The 18,447-nt window shown below is 55.0% G+C and carries 19 protein-coding genes; 8 read left to right on the top strand and 11 right to left on the bottom strand.

Features of this window, described 5'->3' with window-relative positions:
* Positions 1-80: 80 nt before the first annotated feature.
* Positions 81-1,244, top strand: coding sequence for a M20 aminoacylase family protein (locus ACZ9BX_RS17690; protein ID WP_476219241.1), 1,164 nt, complete (start codon positions 81-83; stop codon positions 1,242-1,244).
* A 254-nt stretch (positions 1,245-1,498) separates the two neighbouring features.
* Here ACZ9BX_RS17690 and ACZ9BX_RS17685 read toward each other — a convergent pair whose 3' ends face one another.
* Positions 1,499-2,029 carry a helix-turn-helix domain-containing protein gene (locus tag ACZ9BX_RS17685; protein ID WP_476219240.1) on the bottom strand — a complete coding sequence of 177 codons (531 nt, stop codon included), beginning with the start codon at positions 2,027-2,029 and terminating at the stop codon, positions 1,499-1,501.
* A 484-nt stretch (positions 2,030-2,513) separates the two neighbouring features.
* On the opposite strand from ACZ9BX_RS17685, the gene ACZ9BX_RS17680 reads away from it, so the two are divergent.
* The 6 genes from ACZ9BX_RS17680 (at position 2,514) to ACZ9BX_RS17655 (ending at position 8,403) form a co-directional block, all read left to right on the top strand.
* Entirely contained in the window at positions 2,514-4,502 is a 1,989-nt protein-coding gene (locus tag ACZ9BX_RS17680) for an AAA family ATPase (protein WP_476219239.1), read from the top strand.
* Between the two features lie 541 nt (positions 4,503-5,043).
* Positions 5,044-5,406 carry an IS66-like element accessory protein TnpA gene (gene tnpA / locus ACZ9BX_RS17675; RefSeq protein ID WP_132568908.1) on the top strand — a complete coding sequence of 121 codons (363 nt, stop codon included), beginning with the start codon at positions 5,044-5,046 and terminating at the stop codon, positions 5,404-5,406.
* Positions 5,403-5,750, top strand: coding sequence for an IS66 family insertion sequence element accessory protein TnpB (tnpB, locus tag ACZ9BX_RS17670; protein ID WP_006204819.1), 348 nt, complete (start codon positions 5,403-5,405; stop codon positions 5,748-5,750). The genes tnpA and tnpB overlap by 4 nt, the downstream gene beginning before the upstream one ends.
* Before the next feature lie 72 nt (positions 5,751-5,822).
* Positions 5,823-7,388 carry an IS66 family transposase gene (gene tnpC / locus ACZ9BX_RS17665; RefSeq protein ID WP_132568907.1) on the top strand — a complete coding sequence of 522 codons (1,566 nt, stop codon included), beginning with the start codon at positions 5,823-5,825 and terminating at the stop codon, positions 7,386-7,388.
* Positions 7,388-7,693 carry a hypothetical protein gene (locus ACZ9BX_RS17660; RefSeq protein WP_132568906.1) on the top strand — a complete coding sequence of 102 codons (306 nt, stop codon included), beginning with the start codon at positions 7,388-7,390 and terminating at the stop codon, positions 7,691-7,693. The genes tnpC and ACZ9BX_RS17660 overlap by 1 nt, the downstream gene beginning before the upstream one ends.
* 59 nt (positions 7,694-7,752) lie before the next feature.
* Positions 7,753-8,403: a metallophosphoesterase family protein gene (locus tag ACZ9BX_RS17655; RefSeq protein WP_476219237.1), complete on the top strand. Its 651-nt coding sequence runs from the start codon at positions 7,753-7,755 to the stop codon at positions 8,401-8,403.
* Between the two features lie 549 nt (positions 8,404-8,952).
* Here ACZ9BX_RS17655 and ACZ9BX_RS17650 read toward each other — a convergent pair.
* From ACZ9BX_RS17650 to ACZ9BX_RS17615, 8 genes are all read right to left on the bottom strand, one after another.
* Positions 8,953-10,230, bottom strand: coding sequence for a hypothetical protein (locus ACZ9BX_RS17650; RefSeq protein WP_476219235.1), 1,278 nt, complete (start codon positions 10,228-10,230; stop codon positions 8,953-8,955).
* Between the two features lie 575 nt (positions 10,231-10,805).
* A complete protein-coding gene (socB, locus tag ACZ9BX_RS17645; RefSeq protein WP_476219233.1) occupies positions 10,806-11,519 on the bottom strand; it encodes a type VI toxin-antitoxin system SocB family DNA replication inhibitor toxin in 714 nt (237 codons plus the stop codon).
* Entirely contained in the window at positions 11,497-12,045 is a 549-nt protein-coding gene (socA, locus tag ACZ9BX_RS17640) for a type VI toxin-antitoxin system SocA family antitoxin (RefSeq protein ID WP_476220057.1), read from the bottom strand. The genes socB and socA overlap by 23 nt, the downstream gene beginning before the upstream one ends.
* 442 nt (positions 12,046-12,487) lie before the next feature.
* Complete coding sequence (locus ACZ9BX_RS17635; RefSeq protein WP_476219231.1) at positions 12,488-13,024, bottom strand: hypothetical protein; 537 nt, start codon at positions 13,022-13,024, stop codon at positions 12,488-12,490.
* Positions 13,021-13,167, bottom strand: a complete 147-nt coding sequence (locus ACZ9BX_RS17630) for a hypothetical protein (protein WP_476219230.1) — start codon at positions 13,165-13,167, stop codon at positions 13,021-13,023. The genes ACZ9BX_RS17635 and ACZ9BX_RS17630 overlap by 4 nt, the downstream gene beginning before the upstream one ends.
* Before the next feature lie 284 nt (positions 13,168-13,451).
* A complete protein-coding gene (locus tag ACZ9BX_RS17625) occupies positions 13,452-14,390 on the bottom strand; it encodes a hypothetical protein (protein ID WP_476219229.1) in 939 nt (312 codons plus the stop codon).
* Between the two features lie 292 nt (positions 14,391-14,682).
* Positions 14,683-15,159, bottom strand: a complete 477-nt coding sequence (locus tag ACZ9BX_RS17620; protein ID WP_476219227.1) for a hypothetical protein — start codon at positions 15,157-15,159, stop codon at positions 14,683-14,685.
* 42 nt (positions 15,160-15,201) lie between these two features.
* The gene (locus ACZ9BX_RS17615) at positions 15,202-15,993 is read right to left on the bottom strand and encodes a hypothetical protein (protein WP_476219225.1); all 792 of its coding nucleotides are present in this window, start codon (positions 15,991-15,993) and stop codon (positions 15,202-15,204) included.
* A 551-nt stretch (positions 15,994-16,544) separates the two neighbouring features.
* On the opposite strand from ACZ9BX_RS17615, the gene ACZ9BX_RS17610 reads away from it, so the two are divergent.
* Positions 16,545-17,192 carry a hypothetical protein gene (locus ACZ9BX_RS17610; RefSeq protein WP_476219224.1) on the top strand — a complete coding sequence of 216 codons (648 nt, stop codon included), beginning with the start codon at positions 16,545-16,547 and terminating at the stop codon, positions 17,190-17,192.
* 106 nt (positions 17,193-17,298) lie between these two features.
* On the opposite strand, the gene ACZ9BX_RS17605 is transcribed toward ACZ9BX_RS17610, so the two are convergent.
* On the bottom strand, positions 17,299-17,946 hold the full coding sequence (locus tag ACZ9BX_RS17605) for a DUF1780 domain-containing protein (protein WP_476219222.1): 648 nt from the start codon (positions 17,944-17,946) through the stop codon (positions 17,299-17,301).
* A gap of 371 nt (positions 17,947-18,317) precedes the next feature.
* Positions 18,318-18,446, bottom strand: a complete 129-nt coding sequence (locus tag ACZ9BX_RS17600) for a hypothetical protein (RefSeq protein WP_476219220.1) — start codon at positions 18,444-18,446, stop codon at positions 18,318-18,320.
* Position 18,447 lies beyond the last annotated feature (1 nt).

The following is an 18,447-nucleotide window of genomic DNA, read 5'->3' as shown; positions in this document are numbered from 1 at the left end:
AAGGTCATTGAATAAGTTATTTTCGCGGCGCAACATCCCGCAAGCCGCCGGACAATCCAATTTCGTACAGGAAGTTATGTATGCCGATTTTGAACAGAGCCGCTGAATTGCAAGCCGAAGCGACCGAATGGCGCCGCCACATCCATGCACGGCCGGAGCTTCTTTTCGCGGTCGAAAACACGGCGGCTTTCGTTGCCGGCAAGCTCAAGGAATTCGGCGTTGACGAAATTGTGACCGGCATCGGCCGCACCGGCGTCGTCGGCCTGATCAAGGGCAAGGGAAAAGGCAGTCGTGCGATCGGCCTGCGCGCCGACATGGACGCCCTGCCGCTGACGGAGATCACCGGCAAGCCCTGGGCCTCGACGACGCCGGGCAAGATGCACGCCTGTGGGCATGATGGGCACACGGCGATGCTACTCGGAGCCGCCAAATATCTTGCAGAAACGCGCAACTTCAACGGCAACGTCGCGGTGATTTTCCAACCGGCCGAAGAGGGCGGCGGTGGCGGTAACCTGATGGTCCAGGACGGCATGATGGAGCGCTTTAATATCGAGGAGGTCTATGGGATGCATAATCTGCCCGGCCTTTCCGTCGGTCAGTTCGCCATCCGCAAAGGCCCGATCATGGCGGCGACGGACGAATTCACGGTGACCATCAAGGGCCGTGGCGGCCATGCGGCCCAGCCGCACCGGACGATCGACCCGATCGCGATCGGCGCGCAGATCGTCACCAACCTGCAGATGATCGCCTCGCGGAGCGCCGATCCCCTGCGTTCGGTTGTTGTCTCGGTCACCAAGTTCAACGCGGGTTTTGCCCACAACGTCATTCCGAACGACGCACAGATCGCCGGCACGGTCCGCACGCTCGACGCCGAAGTCCGCGATCTGGCGGAAACGCGCCTCAAGCAGATTATAAACGGTCTGGTCGCCGCCCATGGCGCAGAGGCCGATATCGGCTTCCACCGCAACTATCCCGTCACCGTCAATCACGACACGGAGACCACCCATGCGATCGCCATCGCGACCGACATAGCGGGCGCGGCGAACGTCAATTCTGAAATCGATCCAATGATGGGAGGCGAGGATTTCTCTTACATGCTGAACGCCCGTCCCGGCGCTTTCATCTTCATCGGCAACGGCGACAGCGCGGGCCTTCACAACCCGGCCTATGATTTCAACGACGAAATCATGGGCCACGGCATCTCCTACTGGGTCCGCCTTGCCGAACAGCGTTTGGGCGCGTGAAATCTATGCTCGATAAGAACTTCAAAAAGGCTTGGCTTCGCGTCAAGCCTTTTGTATGCATGACACGGAGTGGTCCCGTAGCTCAGCAGGATAGAGCACTTTTATAAGCGTACCGGTCGTACCGATTCAACATTTTATCGATATTACAGCGGCTTAGTGCTCGGTACGCGTACCGGTAGCATGCAAGCAGCATAGAGAGTTCTGAGTCCCTATAGGGCGACTCTATCGGAATGGAAACATTTACAGAGATATGGCTATTCTGATTCATGGATTACGAGTGAATCCGGATCAGCGATCCAACGAACTCCTGCGCCTGATCCGGCCGCCTCGGGTGTCATCTCGACATTTCTCTCTCTGAGACCTGCCATCAACTTGCGAAGAGCTTCTTCGTTGACAGCCCCGTACTTGTTATTTTCAAGCCGGGCGATGAAGCTTTGGCTTACGTCGGAAACCTGAGCGAGGTCTCGCTGTGAGAGGTCGGCAAGACCACGGGCCGCTCGAACGATGCGACTTCCAAAATAATCGGGCTTTCCGTCCTCCAGAAGGGTTCCGGGCGAGCGCCAGCGGACCCCTTCGCCATATCCTACACCGGCCGATGTGAACTCCACGCCCGCAGTCTGATAATGACCTTTCAAGCTCAAGGCCTCGCGCGGCAAGCGTTTATAATTGCCTCGTTCGATCAGCTGGATCGTCTTCGCTTTTATGTCGAACTTCTCGCTCACGTCCAGATGGCTCCAGCCAAGTAGACACCGAGCAGCTCGGAGCAAAGGAAATACGGGGTTCATAGGGCCGAGAAAACGACCAAACTAGAAAATGTCAACATTATTCGCTGTAAGTCAGTTTGATGGCATTTTCAGTCATTTTCCTTTGATTTTGAGTCACGAATCAGTCTTCTATTCTCTGACGGTCTTCCAATGGCGAATCAGAGGCAACGCGAATGAATGACAAATGGCTTGGCACACCGCCCGACGTAATTATCCCGCGACTGCGGTCACTTCTTGCTGATTTGGAAAATCTCGCTGCCCCCGGTTCGTTCGCGGGGGCCAACGACGCAGTCATTATCCGAAACTGCATTCTTGCGAGCCGCGCGGTTCCCTGCCTCATCGGGGAGATGTCGGGGCACCCACACATCAAAAATGGCCCGGGAGTTACCAGTGAACTCTTCTATCTCGATCGAAAGCGGCGGCTGGGGAGAACGCTAAGCCGATGGTACCGTTTCGACGAAGGCCTTTTGGACATCTGACCTTGGCACTGTGTAGGGAACCCCCGATGGATACGGCCTTAGCCAACAATTTGGACCAGTACATCTTCAAGCTTCAGGAGGTATCGCGGCTGCTGAAGGGTTCACGATCAGCAAGCTTCCTTAGAGCGAAACGCGACAACGCGGCCATCGCACGTAAGTCCGCACGGGTGTATCTGGCCTACTGCGCTCTCGTAAGCGTCCTTCGGCGAAACATCGGCCCAATTTCAGAGCCGTCCTGCGTTGCGCTACTAACAGTGCCAAGTAACTGGCGGCTCGTGGACGTGAACGAAGCAGCCAAGATCATCTTTAAAGATGACAAGGTCCGCTACTGCATGCATCCAGCAGCTAAGAGCAGGCGTGGCTGGGAAATCGACCCTACCGAACACCTCAAATCAGAGAAGCTGATCATCTTCGTACAAGAAGGCTCAACCATTCATGAAGATTTCGAGCTGGCGGCAACACTGCGGGACCGCCTTAACGTGTGTGACCGCCGCCACCTTCGAGCACTTGGACGGCTTCGAGGCTGCGGGGAGGTTTCCGATGATCACGCCGCGCTGATTGCACAGCAACCTTCTGAAAGAATGGAAGCCATCTATCGGATCGGCCAACCCGCTCAAAGAGCAGCCCTGCGGCTCTCGAATGAAAGTCACCAGCGTCCGGTCCGCGACGAGGTCAAGCACCTGGAAATCTCCAAAGGCTTTGGTGACGCTGGCGTCTGGGCACGAGAATTGAAAAAAGACATCCAAGAATGGCGCGACGGACGGTTGCAATGGTCCGAGGTCGACAAAGGATGCCTGCTGTATGGCCCGCCAGGCACTGGAAAAACGAGATTTGCAGCAGCCCTTGCGGCAGAATGCGAGATGCATCTGGAAGCCGCGTCTATTTCAAAGTGGCAAAGCTATAAAGACGGCGACCTTGGCGACATGCTGAAGGCTATGTATCAAGCTTTCTCGGCTGCAAAGGCAAGTGCGCCATGCCTTCTGTTTATCGACGAATTCGACTCGATTGGCGACCGCTCCAAGTTCCCGGCTAGGCACGAGACTTACTCTACAACGGTCGTGAACGCTCTTCTTGAGTGCCTCGATGGCATCGAGGGACGCGAAGGTGTGGTCGTTGTTGGCGCTTGCAATCACCCGGAGAAAATCGATCCCGGACTGGTACGAAGCGGTCGGCTCGAAAAACATGTTCACTTTCCTTTGCCCGATGCGCCCGCTCGCGCCGAAATCCTCGCGTTCCACCTTCCTTCGCTCGCGGAACACCCCTCTCTGAAGGAAATCGCTGCCAGGCTGCCGGGATTGAGCGGAGCTGATTTGGAACGCCTGTCACGAGATGCCCGCAGAATTGCGCGGAGGGATGGTCGGGCCGTAACAATTGACGATCTCAAAGGAAAGATCGCGCCGCTGCCGGTTTTAAACGAAGGATATCAGCTTCAGGTCGCCATCCACGAAGCCGGGCACGCACTTGTTGCCCATGCCTTGCAGGTTGGGAAAGTTGAACGAGTCGAAGTCTTCGATAACGTCCAGAATTTCGCGACCGACATCGACGCTCACGGCATCACCGTGATCGAATATCCGAAGCTACCCTTTAAAACCAAATGGGAAATGATGAAGCTGATCGCCATGCACTTGGCTGGGTCGGCTGCGGAAGAGGTTTTCTTCAAAGACCGCTCGACCATGGCATCAGGTGCAAGCCAAAGCGATTTCGCGATGGCTACGGAAGTCGCTGTCGAAATGGTCGCGAAATATGGATTTGGGACATCGCCCTATTTTCTCCCGGGCTCCGTAAATACGAATAGCCCATCGGAGCTTTGGCAAGACCGCAGACTGAGGATGGAAGTCGATGAAATCCTTCAGACAGAGTACGCCCGGGCAAGAGATATGCTCAGCGGTCTTCAACACACGCTGGTGATGTTCGCTGTCGAACTGGCCAAACATAAACGATTGCAAGGAGATCAGTTGGAAAAGCTTTGGCCAGGCGCACCGGCTGCAGACGAGACGGAGATAAGGAAATGCTGAGCATCCTTTTTGTTCGCATTTCCTTGGCCGAACAGAGAGAGTCGGGCTCTCATGCTGCGGTCGCCCATGACGCTTTGTGTGATCCGGACGCGCCTGGCGAACAAAGCGTGAGCCCTTCAATGGCGTATTTTCCCATGATGAATAGAACGTCACGGGCGGTTCGCATGTCTCTGACACCTGGCTGACGACCAGTCTTCTGACAAATTCTGAATTAAACGGACAGCGGCGGATATCCCGGCGCGTCATCCCTATCCCTTTGACTTTACAAAAGGAACGGTCGAATGCGAGCATGGATCGTCAGTGACATCCACTACTCCCCTATGGACACTCTTTGGAGCACCCCCCTTCATGTTCCGGATGCCGATATTTGCATCTGCGCCGGAGACATTTCGGACGTTGTCTCAACGAGTATCGCTTACCTGCGGCGTAATATTGAGGTGAGCGTCCGGTGAGCGGTTTTTGCTGATCGGGCAAATCAGGCGATGTTCTGGCATTAGAACCAGCATTAGTGCTGACATTAATACCAGATCAAAGAGGTTTCATGGCTCGAATTGAGATCATGTCCGGTACTGAGCGCAGACGGCGCTGGTCGGACGAGGCGAAACTGAGGATATTGGCGGAGGCGGATGAACCTGGCGCTCGCATTGGTGATGTGGCTCGCCGGCATGACATTCATCCTGGGCAGATCCGCTTGTGGCGGCAGTCATTCAGCTATGTTGACCGACCGGCGATGTTCCTTCCGGTTGAGATCACCGAGGAGGTGGGCGTAAGCCAGGCGTCTACCACGCTGCCGAGGCCAGCGGTTGTCGAGATCTTGCTCCGAAACGGTCGGTGCTTGAAGGTTCCGATTGACGTTGAACTGAAGCTGCTTATGTCGCTGGTGGCCTGTCTGGAGGCGGCATGATCGGGCCTTCGGGGAATGTGCGTGTCTATCTGGCCTGCGGGGTGACGGATATGCGGCGTGGCATTGATGGTCTATCGGCGCTGGTCGAGACGGCGATCAAGGAGGCACCGGGCTCCGGCGCGATCTTCGGCTTCCGCGGAAAACGCGCTGATCGGATCAAGCTTCTTTGGTGGGACGGTCAAGGGTTCTGCCTGTTCTACAAGATTTTGGAGCGCGGATACTTTCCCTGGCCGACGGCGAAAGAGGGCGTGGCGCACCTGACGCAGGCGCAGCTTTCGATGCTCGTTGAGGGGATCGATTGGCGACGCCCGGCGTGGACTTCCGCTCCCGGTCGAACGGGATAAAAGCTATATTTTGCAGGGGCATCCGGGGTATATTGGTGGCGTGCCAGGGGCAAATCGGCTAGATTTGCGGGTATGGAAACAGCGCCGCTGGACAGTCAGGACGAGCTAACTGCTTTGCGCGCACTCGTCGCGGAACAGGCGGCGAAACTTGAGAGCCAGGAAGCCGAGGTCATCAAGCGCGACTCCATAATCGGGCTGTTGCGGGCACAACTGGAATTGCTCCGACACCGGCAGCATGGCGCGTCTTCGGAAAAGATCGACCGGAAGATAGAGCAATTCGAACTGATGCTGGAGGAGATTGAGGCCTCCCGTGCCGAGGCTGAAATGCGCTCCGGGAAAACTCCTCTGCCGGAGTTGGACGACGCGCCGGACAAGCCGAAGCGCAAACCATTGCCCGATGGTCTTCCCACCGAAGAGTTGGTCTATGCGGCCCCCTGCAATTGCCCGACCTGTGGTGGCACATCGTTCCTGAAGGCCGCCGACAGGGTGGTCCAGGTGTTGGAGCACGTGCCGGCGTCGGTCAAGATTGTCCGCCATGTCGAAAAGCGCATGATCTGCAGGGAGTGCGATACGACGGTGGCTGGCGAGATGCCGACCCTGCCGATCGAGCGCGGCAAACCCGGACCGGGACTGCTCGCCCATATCATGATCGCCAAATTCGACGATCACATCCCCCTCTACCGCCTGTCCGAGATGTACGATCGGTTGGGGATAGACATCTCCCGATCCGTAATGGCTGACTGGGTCGGCCGCGTATCGGGTCTGCTTGCGCCGCTCGTCTTTGCTATCAGGGCCCATATCGCCGCGCTTGACCGAATACATACGGACGATACCCCCGTCGATGTTCTCGACCCCGGACGGGGCAAGACAAAAACCGGCAGGGTCTGGGTCTACGTCTTCGACGGCAGTGGCTATCAAGCCGCCACTCCCGGTGCCATCGCTTATTACTATAGCCCTGACCGCAAGGGCATGCATCCGGCTGACCACCTCGCAAACTTCAGCGGTGTGATGCATGCCGATGGCTATGGGGGTTACAAGAAGCTCTACGGCAACCAGATCGTCGAGGCCGCCTGCATGGCGCATGTGCGCCGCAAGTTCCATGACGTGATCAAGCTGAAGCCATCGCCGATCGCTGACGAAGCGCTATCGCGCATCGGCGCGCTCTACGATATCGAGGATCGTATCCGCGGCATGCCGGCCGACCAGCGGCGTACACTGCGCCAACAACACGCCAGGCCCATTCTGGAAGAACTGAAGGTCTGGATCGAAGAGACGCTTTCGACGTTGCCGCAGAAGCAGAAGCTGGCCGAGGCAATGCGATATGCCCTCTCTCGATGGGCAGCGTTGAGCGTTTACATCGACGATGGCCGTGTCGAAATCGATAACAACATAGCTGAACGAGCCATGCGTCCACTTGGAATTGGAAGGAAAAATTGGCTCTTCGCCGGCTCGGATAAGGGCGGTGAGCGCATCGCCAACATCCTGACCATCATCGAAACGGTCAAATTGCACGGCCACAATCCGGAGGTCTATCTGACAGACGTCCTGACCCGGATCCAGGATCACCCCAAGGGCCGACTTGAGGACCTATTGCCCTGGAACTGGACGCCAGCGAAAGACCGATGCGAGGTTGCGTGATGGCACGCTCGAGGTTCATCTACACGCTCAAGCAAGTCGCCGTCATGATCGGCGAGAACCTCGAACTGATCGAAGAGGTGACCGCCAACTCGGACAACATCTCCGAGGGCGAACTGGTTTACGTCAGCGATGGCAGTGAAGATGGCACGAAGCGTCTGACCGAGAATGGTATCGACGAACTTCAAAATCTCCTAACCGACATAAGGACGTGGGATGGTGGTATCCACCAGTTCCTCGTCGACGAACAATGCGACCCCGAGATCATCGAGCGCGTCATGGCAGATGAAATGAAACGCGTCCTATAGCTTCGCTCCCTCAACCACGCGAAAATGAGTTCACCGGACGCTCACATATTGAGCAGCGAATGCCCGTTATCTTGGTCTTGGGAAATCATGACTATTACAACGCCAGCATCGATTTTGCGCTGGAAAGAGCACGCCGCCAGGTCGAGGGCACCCGTATCCATCTCCTTGAAAATCAGAGCATCCAGCTCGCTGGTTGCCGTTTTGTCGGCGCTACCCTTTGGACCGACTTTGCGGTCTCGGTCGGCGACGACGAGCATATTCCGCCGGAGGAGCGAAGGGTTAAAGCCTACCGCCTTGTGCCGTCGCAGATGGCGGACTTCCATTGCATTTTTCGATCCGATGAACGCCGCCCAGGTGAAAATGGGCTTATCACAGTTCGCGAAATCCTTCAGCGCCACATCGCGAGCCGATCGTATATCGATCAACAACTATCAAAGCCATTCGAGGGCCGAACAATCGTCGTGACGCATCACGCACCGCTCACAGAAAGCTTCGACTCCCGGTTCTACGGTCATGTAACTAACGCGGCTTTCGGAAGTGATCTATCCGGTCTCATCGCGCGGCGACGGCCGTCTATCTGGGTGCATGGTCATATTCACAGGGCCCGAGACTATTTGGCTGGCGACACTCGAATTATTTGCAATCCTCGTGGCTACGGAGGCGAGCGAGAGATAAATGGATTTCGGTCCAATTTTGTCATCGATTTATAGACGAGCACAGCTCTAATCGAGGATTTCTTTGCGACTGGGGATTGCCCGCACTATGAGGTCGCCCCCAACACGGTGATGGCTTCGACGTCTGCACAATTGGCGATTCTCGTATTCGCTTGTTCCTTCTCGTGAGGGCCAAAGGCGAAATGCTCCTTGGCGTTGCCTTTCGAGGTGAATTTCAGGATCGTCACCGTCCTGAGAGAGCGATCATCGAGGAAAGTCGCCTTTGATCTGAATCCGCCCGGCCTCGCTTTGTCGTAGGACTAGCTCTTCCTTCACCTTGGTAAATTCGTAGGCTGGCTGGCCGTCGATGACCTTGTTGGCGATGCGCAGCTTCCGCCCATCCCTTGGCCATCGGTACCGAGGCGAACCGCCGAGATTGCGTGGCTTCTTCGATCTCGACCCAGTCCCAAAGATTGTCGAGTGTCTGGCCTTCAGCAGCGGCAGCGCCACGCTTTTCGACAGCGCGTTCAATCCTCTTTTTGAAGAGGTCGACAGCCTTGCTTTCGCTGACCCATTCGAACGAAATTTCGCGCCCCATCGTCTGTCCTATCGTTTCGTCACGGTTACGGCCTCGACAGCGGTCGACGGCCAGCCGAAAGAGAATTTGCCGACATAATAGCGGTCGTGGAGGTATTTGAGGTCCTGTTCCCAATGCCGGATTGCCTCGTCGAGTTTATCGGCATCGCGTCGTTTGGCGTTTCGGGCAAAGGCGGCAATGCTCTCTGCCATTTTTCGAAGTCGCGCCGACGAGCCGTTCGGTCCCCATTCGTCCATGTAGGCTCTTTCGAATACCGGAGGAAGGGAATTTTCGAAGATGCGGGTCAGGATGCTCTGGCGCACCCTGCTGTGGGCTCCGTGGGTGCGTCCGACGTGGTATTCGAGGTAGGCGAGCATGCCCTCGGGTTGCGTCTTCGAGAACTGCAGCGATCCGTCGCCCGACCGTGCCTCGGTCGTCGGCCATTTGAACCGCTCGCTGTCGGATACGGTTTTTGCTCGCTTGTCGAACTCGACCTGCAGTGCGTCGAGCACGGCTCTGGCTGTCAGATGCTCTTGGGTCCGGTTTGGCTCACCCAGGATGCGCACGGCATTCTGGTAGACAGCGAGCAGCTTGTGAGTTTCAGCTGTTTCGAAGGTCGAAATCACCCTGTCGACATCGATGCTGATCGCGCGGAAGGCACTTCTGGCCTGCTTTGGCAGATTGAGGAGGCTCGCGACCTTCGTTTTGACGGATGGTTCGACGAAACCGGCGAAGCTGGTTTCGTCCCGCGCCGCACGGTCTTCACCAAGTCGGGTGCGCCTGTAGAGTTTCTCGGACCTGTCCAAAAAGCCGTTCTTGATCAGGTATTCAGTAGCGACCTGCATGCGCAGCAGAAACGTCTGGTTCGTGTCTCGCGGCAGCGGCAGGGAGATAAGAGTCGGGTCAAACTGCAGCTGCTCCGCGACGAGTGTCGTCAACCTGCTGAACTTCATAGGCTTATCGGCCTTCAAGAGAATAGGCAGACACAACTTTTCGGCTTCCGGTAGGGTCGGAAGGCCGGTTGTTGGCGGCGGCGTCGGTTTACGAGCGGCCACTGGTCCGGGATCATTACCAACCGGCTTCTGGCGAGTGCGAACCTCGTTCGATACGGATTGGATCGGTGCGAAGGAGGAAAAGCCCGAATATTTCATCCGGGCCATGGACTGCGGCGTGAGATAGAAGCCGTAGACCTTGCCCTTCTCGCGGGTGACCCGTTCGGTGATCTGCCGTGTCATCAGGTGTTGTGCGTAGGCATTGATATCGGTCGTCGTCACAAATTCCTGCTTGCCGCTGAAGGTGAATGGCACCGTATCTCTCGGGAGAATTCGTACCACGGGAACGTCACCGGACGCGGCTGCTGCCTGAACAAACTGGTCAAGAGCGCGGAAGGCCGCTCGTCGGCGGTCCTTCTCACCTTTGGCGGGCTTGCGGTTGCGAAGCGTGTGGGTTGATTGCTTATGACGCGAAGCAGTTTTTGCCATCGTAGCCTTAGATAGTTGGTTCGGCGGAACCGCCCAAGTCTGTCGTGATTACAGCCGCCCCTCAGGTCTCGCGTCTCGTCTCAATCATTTAGGGCATCATTCTCGCCGCAAAACTTTGTCGCAAAAGTTGGAGTTTCGCGGCGGATTTTTGCGACGATCTACCCTGCAAACAGTGTGCATCCTGTCGCCGCATGCATGGCGCTGCGCTTATCGATCACTTGCGGTGCGCTTCTCGCGACGAAGGAGCCTTGAGGTGATCACATGATCGGAAGGCTTGGCCGGACTTCGACACTCGCGAGCACGCAAAGCGGTAGGCTTCCGTATCCCGAGCGGCCCCAAAGCGACCATCAGGAGGGGATTGCTTCCGACGATGGTTGATCAGTGGCGATGGCGTAGGATGATTAGAGAAGATCGCCCGTGCCAGTACGTTTCCTTCGAGTTTCGGCTTCCCTCTCTTCGATAACCTCCTGCCAGATACGATAGGTCGAGGCGACCATGGCCTCCAGCTCATCCAACGGATAAAGGTCGACATCCTTGTCCGTGTAGAGACGCGCTATACGTTGATCATCATCGCCGTCAGCGAAGCGGACAATCCCCAAGCGGACATCTGCGAAATCCGGGTCTGCGACACGGATGCGCTCGTGCATCATAGAGAATGCAAACTTGCGGGCCGCTGCCGTCAGGCCTTTGGTTCGCCTCGGGTCAATGAAAATTACGTGAGCCTGCGTTTCGATAGCCAGGATCATCGGCAGCCAAAAGCTGACTTTCCTGCCCACGCCCATCGCCATCGGAAAGAATTCGTGGTGTCGCCCGCTGATGCGTTGCGAAGTAGCATACTCATGAAGAGCCTCAGCGATGAGCAGATTATTGTCAAGCTCCGCTCCTGCTTTGCACTCCTTGGCGAGCCGATCTTTGATTTTGTGGAATGGGGTGGGATTGGTCGGCCCAAACATGGGTGGAGCAATGTTGAACAGGTCGTTGAAGCAACCCCGTACAGGCTTGTATGAAAAGGTGGAGAAGCCACCCTTCATCAGCTTCAACTGCGAGCGCTTCAAATCGTCATCGAGAGTTGCGATGCGTGCAAGGTCGATATCAGGCAAAAGGGGTATCGTCACTCATGTCTCCAGCATCTGGCTCAAGACCGACTGAGACAATATGATACCGGAATCGGTCCTTGATAAGATCATCTGGGATTCTGAGGCCGAATGCAACCTCAGCTTTTGCTTTGCTAACAACGAAGTCCCAAGGCGACTTCTTTGCGTGCGACAAATCGACCAATCGTCGTGGCGACATCCGGCCGTAGGAGTTGAGGACTTGCTGCATGATCCCGATGAGACGGGCATCTGCGATGCTCGTCAGCTCTTTCGGTCGCCCTGTCAGGACGTCCTGTGCGGTCGCGCGAAAGTCAATCGGGCTGGAGCCTGCGCTCTTGAAAGCCTTATAAGCTACCGGGTGAACTGGTCCGTACTGCCACGCCTCGAAATAGCCGGAAACGAGCGGGGACCTTGTCTGGATGAGGCAGATGCCGTGGGCGAAATAGAGCAGCTTTTGGAGGACAAGATTCGATACCTTGATACTGAGCCTGTCAGCCTCATCAAGCAAAAGGTTGGCAGCCGCCCGTGGATCGTGTCGTTGACTCATAGCATGTGGCTCTTCGCCCTCAATCAGCAAGCTTTGTCGCTCCCTACCTGATTCTCATTCAACGGAGAGTAAAAAGGAATGCAATAAATCCCGGCTGGAGTGTTTTTATACGTTGCCCACAGAGTGAACCGATTGAGATAAGTATCGACGAAAAAGGTGAGCTTCGGTTTGAACCGGGGAAAATCAAGCACGTCGTTTGAGGGGAACGTTCTGCGCCTCGCTCGCGATCAGATCACGAAATGCGTCCTGCGCAACGCCGGGTTCTATCTGGGTAAATCCTGCATCCATGTCGTAGTTGGCGCGTGTCGTTCCATTGTTGACGTGCGGATCGACGTGTACAATTCGGTAGACGCTTGGCTGGCTGTATCTGTCGGCTGCCCTCGATTCCCGCCCACTATCAACTGTGATAAGCCGGTTTTCGATCAGAAGGCTTGTTGCTGCTTTAATCTGATCGGCGGGAACGCCGCTGTACTCTGAAATCTTTGGCCAGCTCAGCACAACATGGTTGTATGCCGAATTTTCGCCGAGCGACAAACAGCAGATAGATTTTCACCGCGTGAAGTTCGACCGCTTTCCGCAGTCGAAAGTCCTTAAATCCCTTCAGAAGGCCATCATGATACATCGCTCTGGCTGGGAGCTTCCCCCATCCTTGGCCTACGCCCGTACCCTGTTCACCATAGCGAGGCAGCCTGTAGGTGCTCTGACCTTCTGGCTCGCGCTCCAGCAATCCCTTCTCGAAAAGAATCTTGAGACCAGCCGCTAGCTTCGCGCGGCTTATGTCGAGCGCTGCTTCCAGCTGATCGTAAGTAGCGCGTGCGACTCCCTCTTCATCGGCCCGGTGCGCGACCGCGAGCAAAGACAAAAGAGCCGCCGTATTATCCGAACCGCCGTTGGCCCAGGTAAACTGCCGAAGGCCGTTTTCTTTCTCAATCCAGTAGCTCGGAAGTTTGACAAACTTCTGAAGACGGGGGTTCTTCATCCCTTAGCTCCCTTGATGACGATCAAAGCCACGTAGAGACCGAGTGCCGCGACTGAAAGTCCACCAAGGGCGACAACGGCCATAAGCTGTGCGGACGATGCGCCGGTCAAAAAGGCTGTGAATGATGAGAGGTAGTCAAGCATCGTGATTCAAGCTCCAAAAATTTGATCATGGAGCAAAATTTAGATTGGTAAGATTGTTTCTTCTAGAACCACTACGGATGCAATCCAGTTGTCGATTTCAAGAAAACTTGTTGATTCATAGAGGCTTGTAGCAGAAAAAGGAAGTTCACGAAAGAACCCAATTTAGTTCATAAGCGGCACGCTCTCGGCGTCAAAGCCGCTCTTTATGAACTACCTAAAATTATATCATTCGCTCCCTCTCCTATCAGCACTCGTCGCCTCCGCCAGGCTAGTCTGAGTTTGTCTCAATCGATGTCGCGGCTGAAGAACACTTTTCGATCTTCGTCTTTGTGTAGATCATGCCTTGCAATGTGGTAGTGTGTCGGCGCTACAGCGTCGCTGTGGAGGCGGAATGGCAGCTCATCGATGCATATTTCCGCAACAACAGTCGCGATGTCTTTCTCATAACAGTCAGCGAGCGTTTTCAAGTTGGTTGAGGGAAAGCTGTCTTTGAAGATGACGTTGAACTCGGGCTTGAAGTACCGGATCATCGAAGCTTCGAAGAGAGAGGTTCGCTCTGCCTCGGTCGTCTCGAAGAGCTTATCGAGCCCCATTCCAATCCGATCCTTGCCGTCGTCACCCTCCTTTGCCCAGGGGTTGAACATCGTAATAAGCCTGTTTTCCCGTTCAACTTCGAGCAATATCAAGCTCAGCACAAAGGCATCGGGTATGCCTTTGAGCGAAATCTTTTGAAGGGTCTCATGCTTTTTCAGTCTGTCGATAGCGTTTCTTGACCCATCCTCACCGAACGCTTGACCGATATAAAGAACTTTGAAACCCAAGCCACCGGCTTTCTGAGTGACGCTGGCCAGGAGTTCGTCGATATTCGGCCAGATTTTGCTGCCGTCTTCAGTAAGAACGAGCCAGCCTCCCGTTTCGTCCTGCATAAGCTGAGAGCCAGCAGGAATGTTTCCGCTCACTACGTGTTCTTCACCCTTCACGGTAAAGACCAGGTTGAGTGTCTCTCCCACTTGATTGGCGGCTTCGAAATTCACCTTTGGTGCGAGACCAACAATGTAGATGTGGCAGTTGCTTACAATTTTCGCGTGCGTTGCGAGTAGTTCGTCGTTGTATATCTCCGATGCCGGTAGGCAAACAAAACCACTCGCATACATGTTCAACGCGTGTTCCGTATCAAATTTCTTTGAGGCAAAGAAGTCCTTGAGCCTGTCGTTTCCGCTCATGATTGTCCGATCCTTGCATTCCATTGTGGTCAGGGTGCAGCTCGTTCTGCAACTCTTCTAGTCTTTATCCAATGAAGACCGCAGTTTATTTTCATGCCGTCTATAATCTCTCTTGGAGTGCTACGGGTGCGCAACGTCGGCGACTGGTTGGTTCTCGTGGACTCCACTGCACCGACTGCAGTGCCTCAGGCGGGACTCCTTCACACCATGAAGGCCGACGCCACAACGGCACAACTCCAAAATCGTTTGATCGCAAACGTCTTGCAAAGGAGCTTCCTAAACCTTCTCAGCTTCAAGGGACGGCTCGCAGACGCTCGGTTACGTCAACGACACCGACCACTTCCCAGATGCCTTCCCTCGCCAAAAACCGGTTGCTGTTGGTATGCTGGACGTAGACGGACTTTTCGCGAACGGTCGCAGCCGGTATCAGCGCAGCCTTGGTGATATTGTAGTTGTCATCGAATAGAACGACAGCCAAGACATCGAAGCCGTCCAGATCGCGGATCGCTGAGAGCTGGCGCGACTTGTTTCGCTGATGGATTCGGCGGCCTTTGACCTGGTATCTAATGCCGTCGTCATCGAGCGCATCATATCCTTTGACCGAATTAGCTGCTTGCTGCCAACCAAAAGCAGCGCAGAAGAGGTATTCCGCTAGGTCGCCCGTAGGATTGTTTGCGCTTCGCAAGACATTTCGACCACGCAGCTCCTCCATGATCGCAGCGTGCATGGTTAAAAGCTCCGCTGTCGTCTTGCCCTCGAAGTTGTCCATTCGTTAACCTGGATTATGATTGCCAATGATGTCAGCCAAGCATCACTTTGCCGCGACGCCCGTCGACGGGTTGATGGTCTTTTGCATCTCTTCGACGAACATTTCGGTCATCTGCGTCGCTTCCTCTTCTGCGGCCTTGACGTACATATCGCGTACGGAAAGTAGTCGCCTCATTTTTTCTTTCGGATCGTCAGTGTGCTCGCCCGGCAGCAGCTCGGACAGGTTGGCGAGAAGCCCCATCATGTAGCTTTTGAGGTCTTCCGTCGTCGACTGGTCCGTTGCGATCATCAAGTCGGCCAAGCGGGAGGTCATTGAGGGTCTCTCGTGCGCATGTACGACGCGATGCCTGTCGCGAAGACGCCAATCGAACTGCTTCTTGAAGCGTTTCTCGAACTCTTTCGCGCGATTTTGGGTCCCCAAACCGAAGTCCGTTGCAACATGATGCACGAAGTTGAGGATATCCCCACCTCGTTCGTGAATGACATACAGCTCATTCTGCCGCAAACTGTGGCTATGCAGTTGCCAAGCAGCGATCATTTCTGGTGAGCCCTTGTTCACCTCTACGCGGTACTGCGTGATGAATGGATAAATTCTTATGCGTTCGCAGTAGCTAAGGACCTCCGAAGATACGAGCAGGGGCAAAGACCTAACTGTCGTGAATTTCCTCGCGCCATTTTCGCTCAAGCGCTTGGCAACCGACTTTTTGGTTGCCAAAGAAACGAGCTGAGTCTCAGGAATGTTGGCGGCATACTTTTCCAACACATCCTTCGACCAAAGAGAAATGGCTTGTACAGCCTCCTTTGTCACGAGCTTTGGATCGTCTTCTCTCTGCATGAGTGCTCCATCAATGAATGAGTCAAGCATACGGCGACTTAAATGAAAGATTGGCCAGGCCCGTAGATGGTTTCGCCGAATTCGACTTCGACGATGCGCCAACAAGCAGCGACGTCACCATGATGTTAGGCCAGTATCTGGAAGAGGTGGAGCGCTTTCGATCCGACAACGTTACTCAAGATTTTCGCGGTTGGTGGTACATCGTAAACGGCGAAACGTCTAACATTCACGCAGGTCCCCCACAGCCATGCTCCTTCCTGAGCCAGCCGTAGAGCCTTAGGCCCGCTCTGTTTCAATCACACCACCGCCTGAGCGTGGCAAATAATGCGGCTTTCATAAGCGTCGAACAGGATCGCCGTTCCGGACAATATAGCGCAAAATGCCATTGAGATTCGGGGCTGCAGCATGTCTTCGCCCTCTCTCTCAGATACCGGGGGCACCGTAGCTTCGCTACCACAGGCGTCGCTCCCCGCTCGCGCAATTTAGCGTTGCCTTAATTTAGATGCGATAAGAACGCGATCATTGTTGTCCGGCATAGCGATGTAGCCATTGTGATCGGGACGCGGCTCAAACAGAAATATAACCGGAGCGAGGCCGAGAACCGCTTTGCCCGGGTTTATGCGACGGCCCCTGGTGACCGATGCATTTATTGCGGCATGCCGAATGATGGCAAATTTGACCACCAACCGCCGGTCTATGTTCTTCACCGGTTTGCCAACGGCGGTCTCGTTACCAAGAAACAGATTCAGGAGCACTTCGGCCAGTGTAAACTGGTCCCATGTTGTACGATTTGCAACATGGGCCTTGGTGCCCACCATGGCTTGAGCGACAGGGAGCGACGAGCAGAAATCGTGCACTGGTTTCTCGAAGATGAGAGATTTCCTGAAGACAAATTGATACTCGGTCTCGGATGTCGGCTAATCGAGGAGCGACTACAGGGAAAGCGCGACAGGGCGATTTATGAATTCCCTGGCGTTGGTCGCATTATCTATACGAATGCCCTTATGGGCCTTATTGAAGGCGATTTTCAGGGGCCAGGCGATTTTCCAGACTGGCTAAGGCTTGCACAATTGGAACTTGCGGATTGGCTTCGAGCAGCGCCCAAGCGTAAGGCTCGATACTTTCTCGATATGGCCAACTTGGAAAGCTACGAACTCTTGCCGCACGCCAGAAGCGATCCTCGCGGTCAGTTCGAATGAACGATACTGGTCAGAGGTCGCCACGAGAGCTACCAAATTGCGTCGACGACATATCTGAACAAAAGTAGGTCGCCCCGAACAGCGGTCTTCTCCAGACTCCGGTGTCTTATGGATCGAACCACCCGCCTGGATGAGACCATTTCATGCGCACGCGACCGGTTTTCTTCCTCAAGAACGCCGGGCAGTCCGCCTTTGACACCAGCACACAACTGAAAGGAATGAACAGCATCGAGACCGACCGCCACCCCTGCCGATCCAGTTCCTCCGCTGCTATCGCGCCCAGTGTCGGGATCAATGGATACAGGTGACGGCCGGGAATGTTCACGTAGACCAATGCATCGAGCTTGGCGCACGCCGCCGCGCCGTACTTTGATGCTTTGTCGGACAGGCTCTCTGCAATGTCTCGCGAAACTTCAGTGAACGACAGCGGCTCGGAGCTAAGCCATGGGTCCGTGAGGTCGCGGATCGATTTTGCCTTCTGATAGCGCTCCAGTTGCTCATGTAATTCGAGACCTCTTTTTCGGTCGCCGAGCATTTCCCTGATTTGAAAGCGTGCCTTCTTGAATGAGATATCGACAGGCTCCTCGGGGCCGACCACAATCTCGTCTTCTGAAAACTTAACACCCAAGCATCGGAGGAAGGCACGAGCCACCATCTTCTCCCGAGTGGACTTTTTCTTGTTCGAGAAGAGTTCGAGAGTTGCCTTCGTCGTGGCAACCAGCGATTCCAGGTACTGTTTTTCCGATTGCTTCATGGTTGCCGAAGCCTCCTCCAAGACGATGAAACCCTATTTTGCAAGATGCGAGAATGCCAAACCACCTGGCCTGTTCTACAAAACAACCATGTTCGGGATAATCGTGGTCATCACCACACGATAATTGGATGTCGGTCCTTACCGATGTGACGAGGCTGAATATGGAATTTATATGGAAACGAGGGGTGGGATTTAAGGTCGCCATTGCGCCGAGATTTGCACTTGTCATGTGCAGCCTTATTCTTGCGCCTCAAGCGCCCGATTATTTGCCCTACTGGTTTTCGATCCTGCGTGCGGCACTGGCGGGCTGGTCCTTTTAAAGGAAAAGCCTCCCGGCGCTAACCGAGAGGCTTCTGTCACTCAATCTTCCACTACGGGAAAATTCTAGCAAGCAGCGAGATAAACCCGATGATCCGAATATTGGTAATGCCGAAGGAGTGGACCATTCTGTAAGTCTCGCCCTTGGTATTGCGATATTCCAGCGCGAGGAGTGAAAACACT

The sequence above is a fragment of the Rhizobium sp. USDA 3886 genome (assembly GCF_056279785.1).
This window is presented reverse-complemented; position numbering and strand designations above follow the sequence as displayed.

What these genes read in the sequence shown, in the direction of transcription:
- ACZ9BX_RS17690 (WP_476219241.1), top strand. Translation starts at nt 81, where the DNA reads ATGCCGATTTTGAACAGAGCCGCTGAATTGCAAGCCGAAGCGACCGAA.
- ACZ9BX_RS17685 (WP_476219240.1), bottom strand. Translation starts at nt 2,029, where the DNA reads ATGAACCCCGTATTTCCTTTGCTCCGAGCTGCTCGGTGTCTACTTGGC.
- ACZ9BX_RS17680 (WP_476219239.1), top strand. Translation starts at nt 2,514, where the DNA reads ATGGATACGGCCTTAGCCAACAATTTGGACCAGTACATCTTCAAGCTT.
- tnpA (WP_132568908.1), top strand. Translation starts at nt 5,044, where the DNA reads ATGGCTCGAATTGAGATCATGTCCGGTACTGAGCGCAGACGGCGCTGG.
- tnpB (WP_006204819.1), top strand. Translation starts at nt 5,403, where the DNA reads ATGATCGGGCCTTCGGGGAATGTGCGTGTCTATCTGGCCTGCGGGGTG.
- tnpC (WP_132568907.1), top strand. Translation starts at nt 5,823, where the DNA reads ATGGAAACAGCGCCGCTGGACAGTCAGGACGAGCTAACTGCTTTGCGC.
- ACZ9BX_RS17660 (WP_132568906.1), top strand. Translation starts at nt 7,388, where the DNA reads ATGGCACGCTCGAGGTTCATCTACACGCTCAAGCAAGTCGCCGTCATG.
- ACZ9BX_RS17655 (WP_476219237.1), top strand. Translation starts at nt 7,753, where the DNA reads ATGCCCGTTATCTTGGTCTTGGGAAATCATGACTATTACAACGCCAGC.
- socA (WP_476220057.1), bottom strand. Translation starts at nt 12,045, where the DNA reads ATGAGTCAACGACACGATCCACGGGCGGCTGCCAACCTTTTGCTTGAT.
- ACZ9BX_RS17635 (WP_476219231.1), bottom strand. Translation starts at nt 13,024, where the DNA reads ATGAAGAACCCCCGTCTTCAGAAGTTTGTCAAACTTCCGAGCTACTGG.
- ACZ9BX_RS17630 (WP_476219230.1), bottom strand. Translation starts at nt 13,167, where the DNA reads ATGCTTGACTACCTCTCATCATTCACAGCCTTTTTGACCGGCGCATCG.
- ACZ9BX_RS17625 (WP_476219229.1), bottom strand. Translation starts at nt 14,390, where the DNA reads ATGAGCGGAAACGACAGGCTCAAGGACTTCTTTGCCTCAAAGAAATTT.
- ACZ9BX_RS17620 (WP_476219227.1), bottom strand. Translation starts at nt 15,159, where the DNA reads ATGGACAACTTCGAGGGCAAGACGACAGCGGAGCTTTTAACCATGCAC.
- ACZ9BX_RS17615 (WP_476219225.1), bottom strand. Translation starts at nt 15,993, where the DNA reads ATGCAGAGAGAAGACGATCCAAAGCTCGTGACAAAGGAGGCTGTACAA.
- ACZ9BX_RS17605 (WP_476219222.1), bottom strand. Translation starts at nt 17,946, where the DNA reads ATGAAGCAATCGGAAAAACAGTACCTGGAATCGCTGGTTGCCACGACG.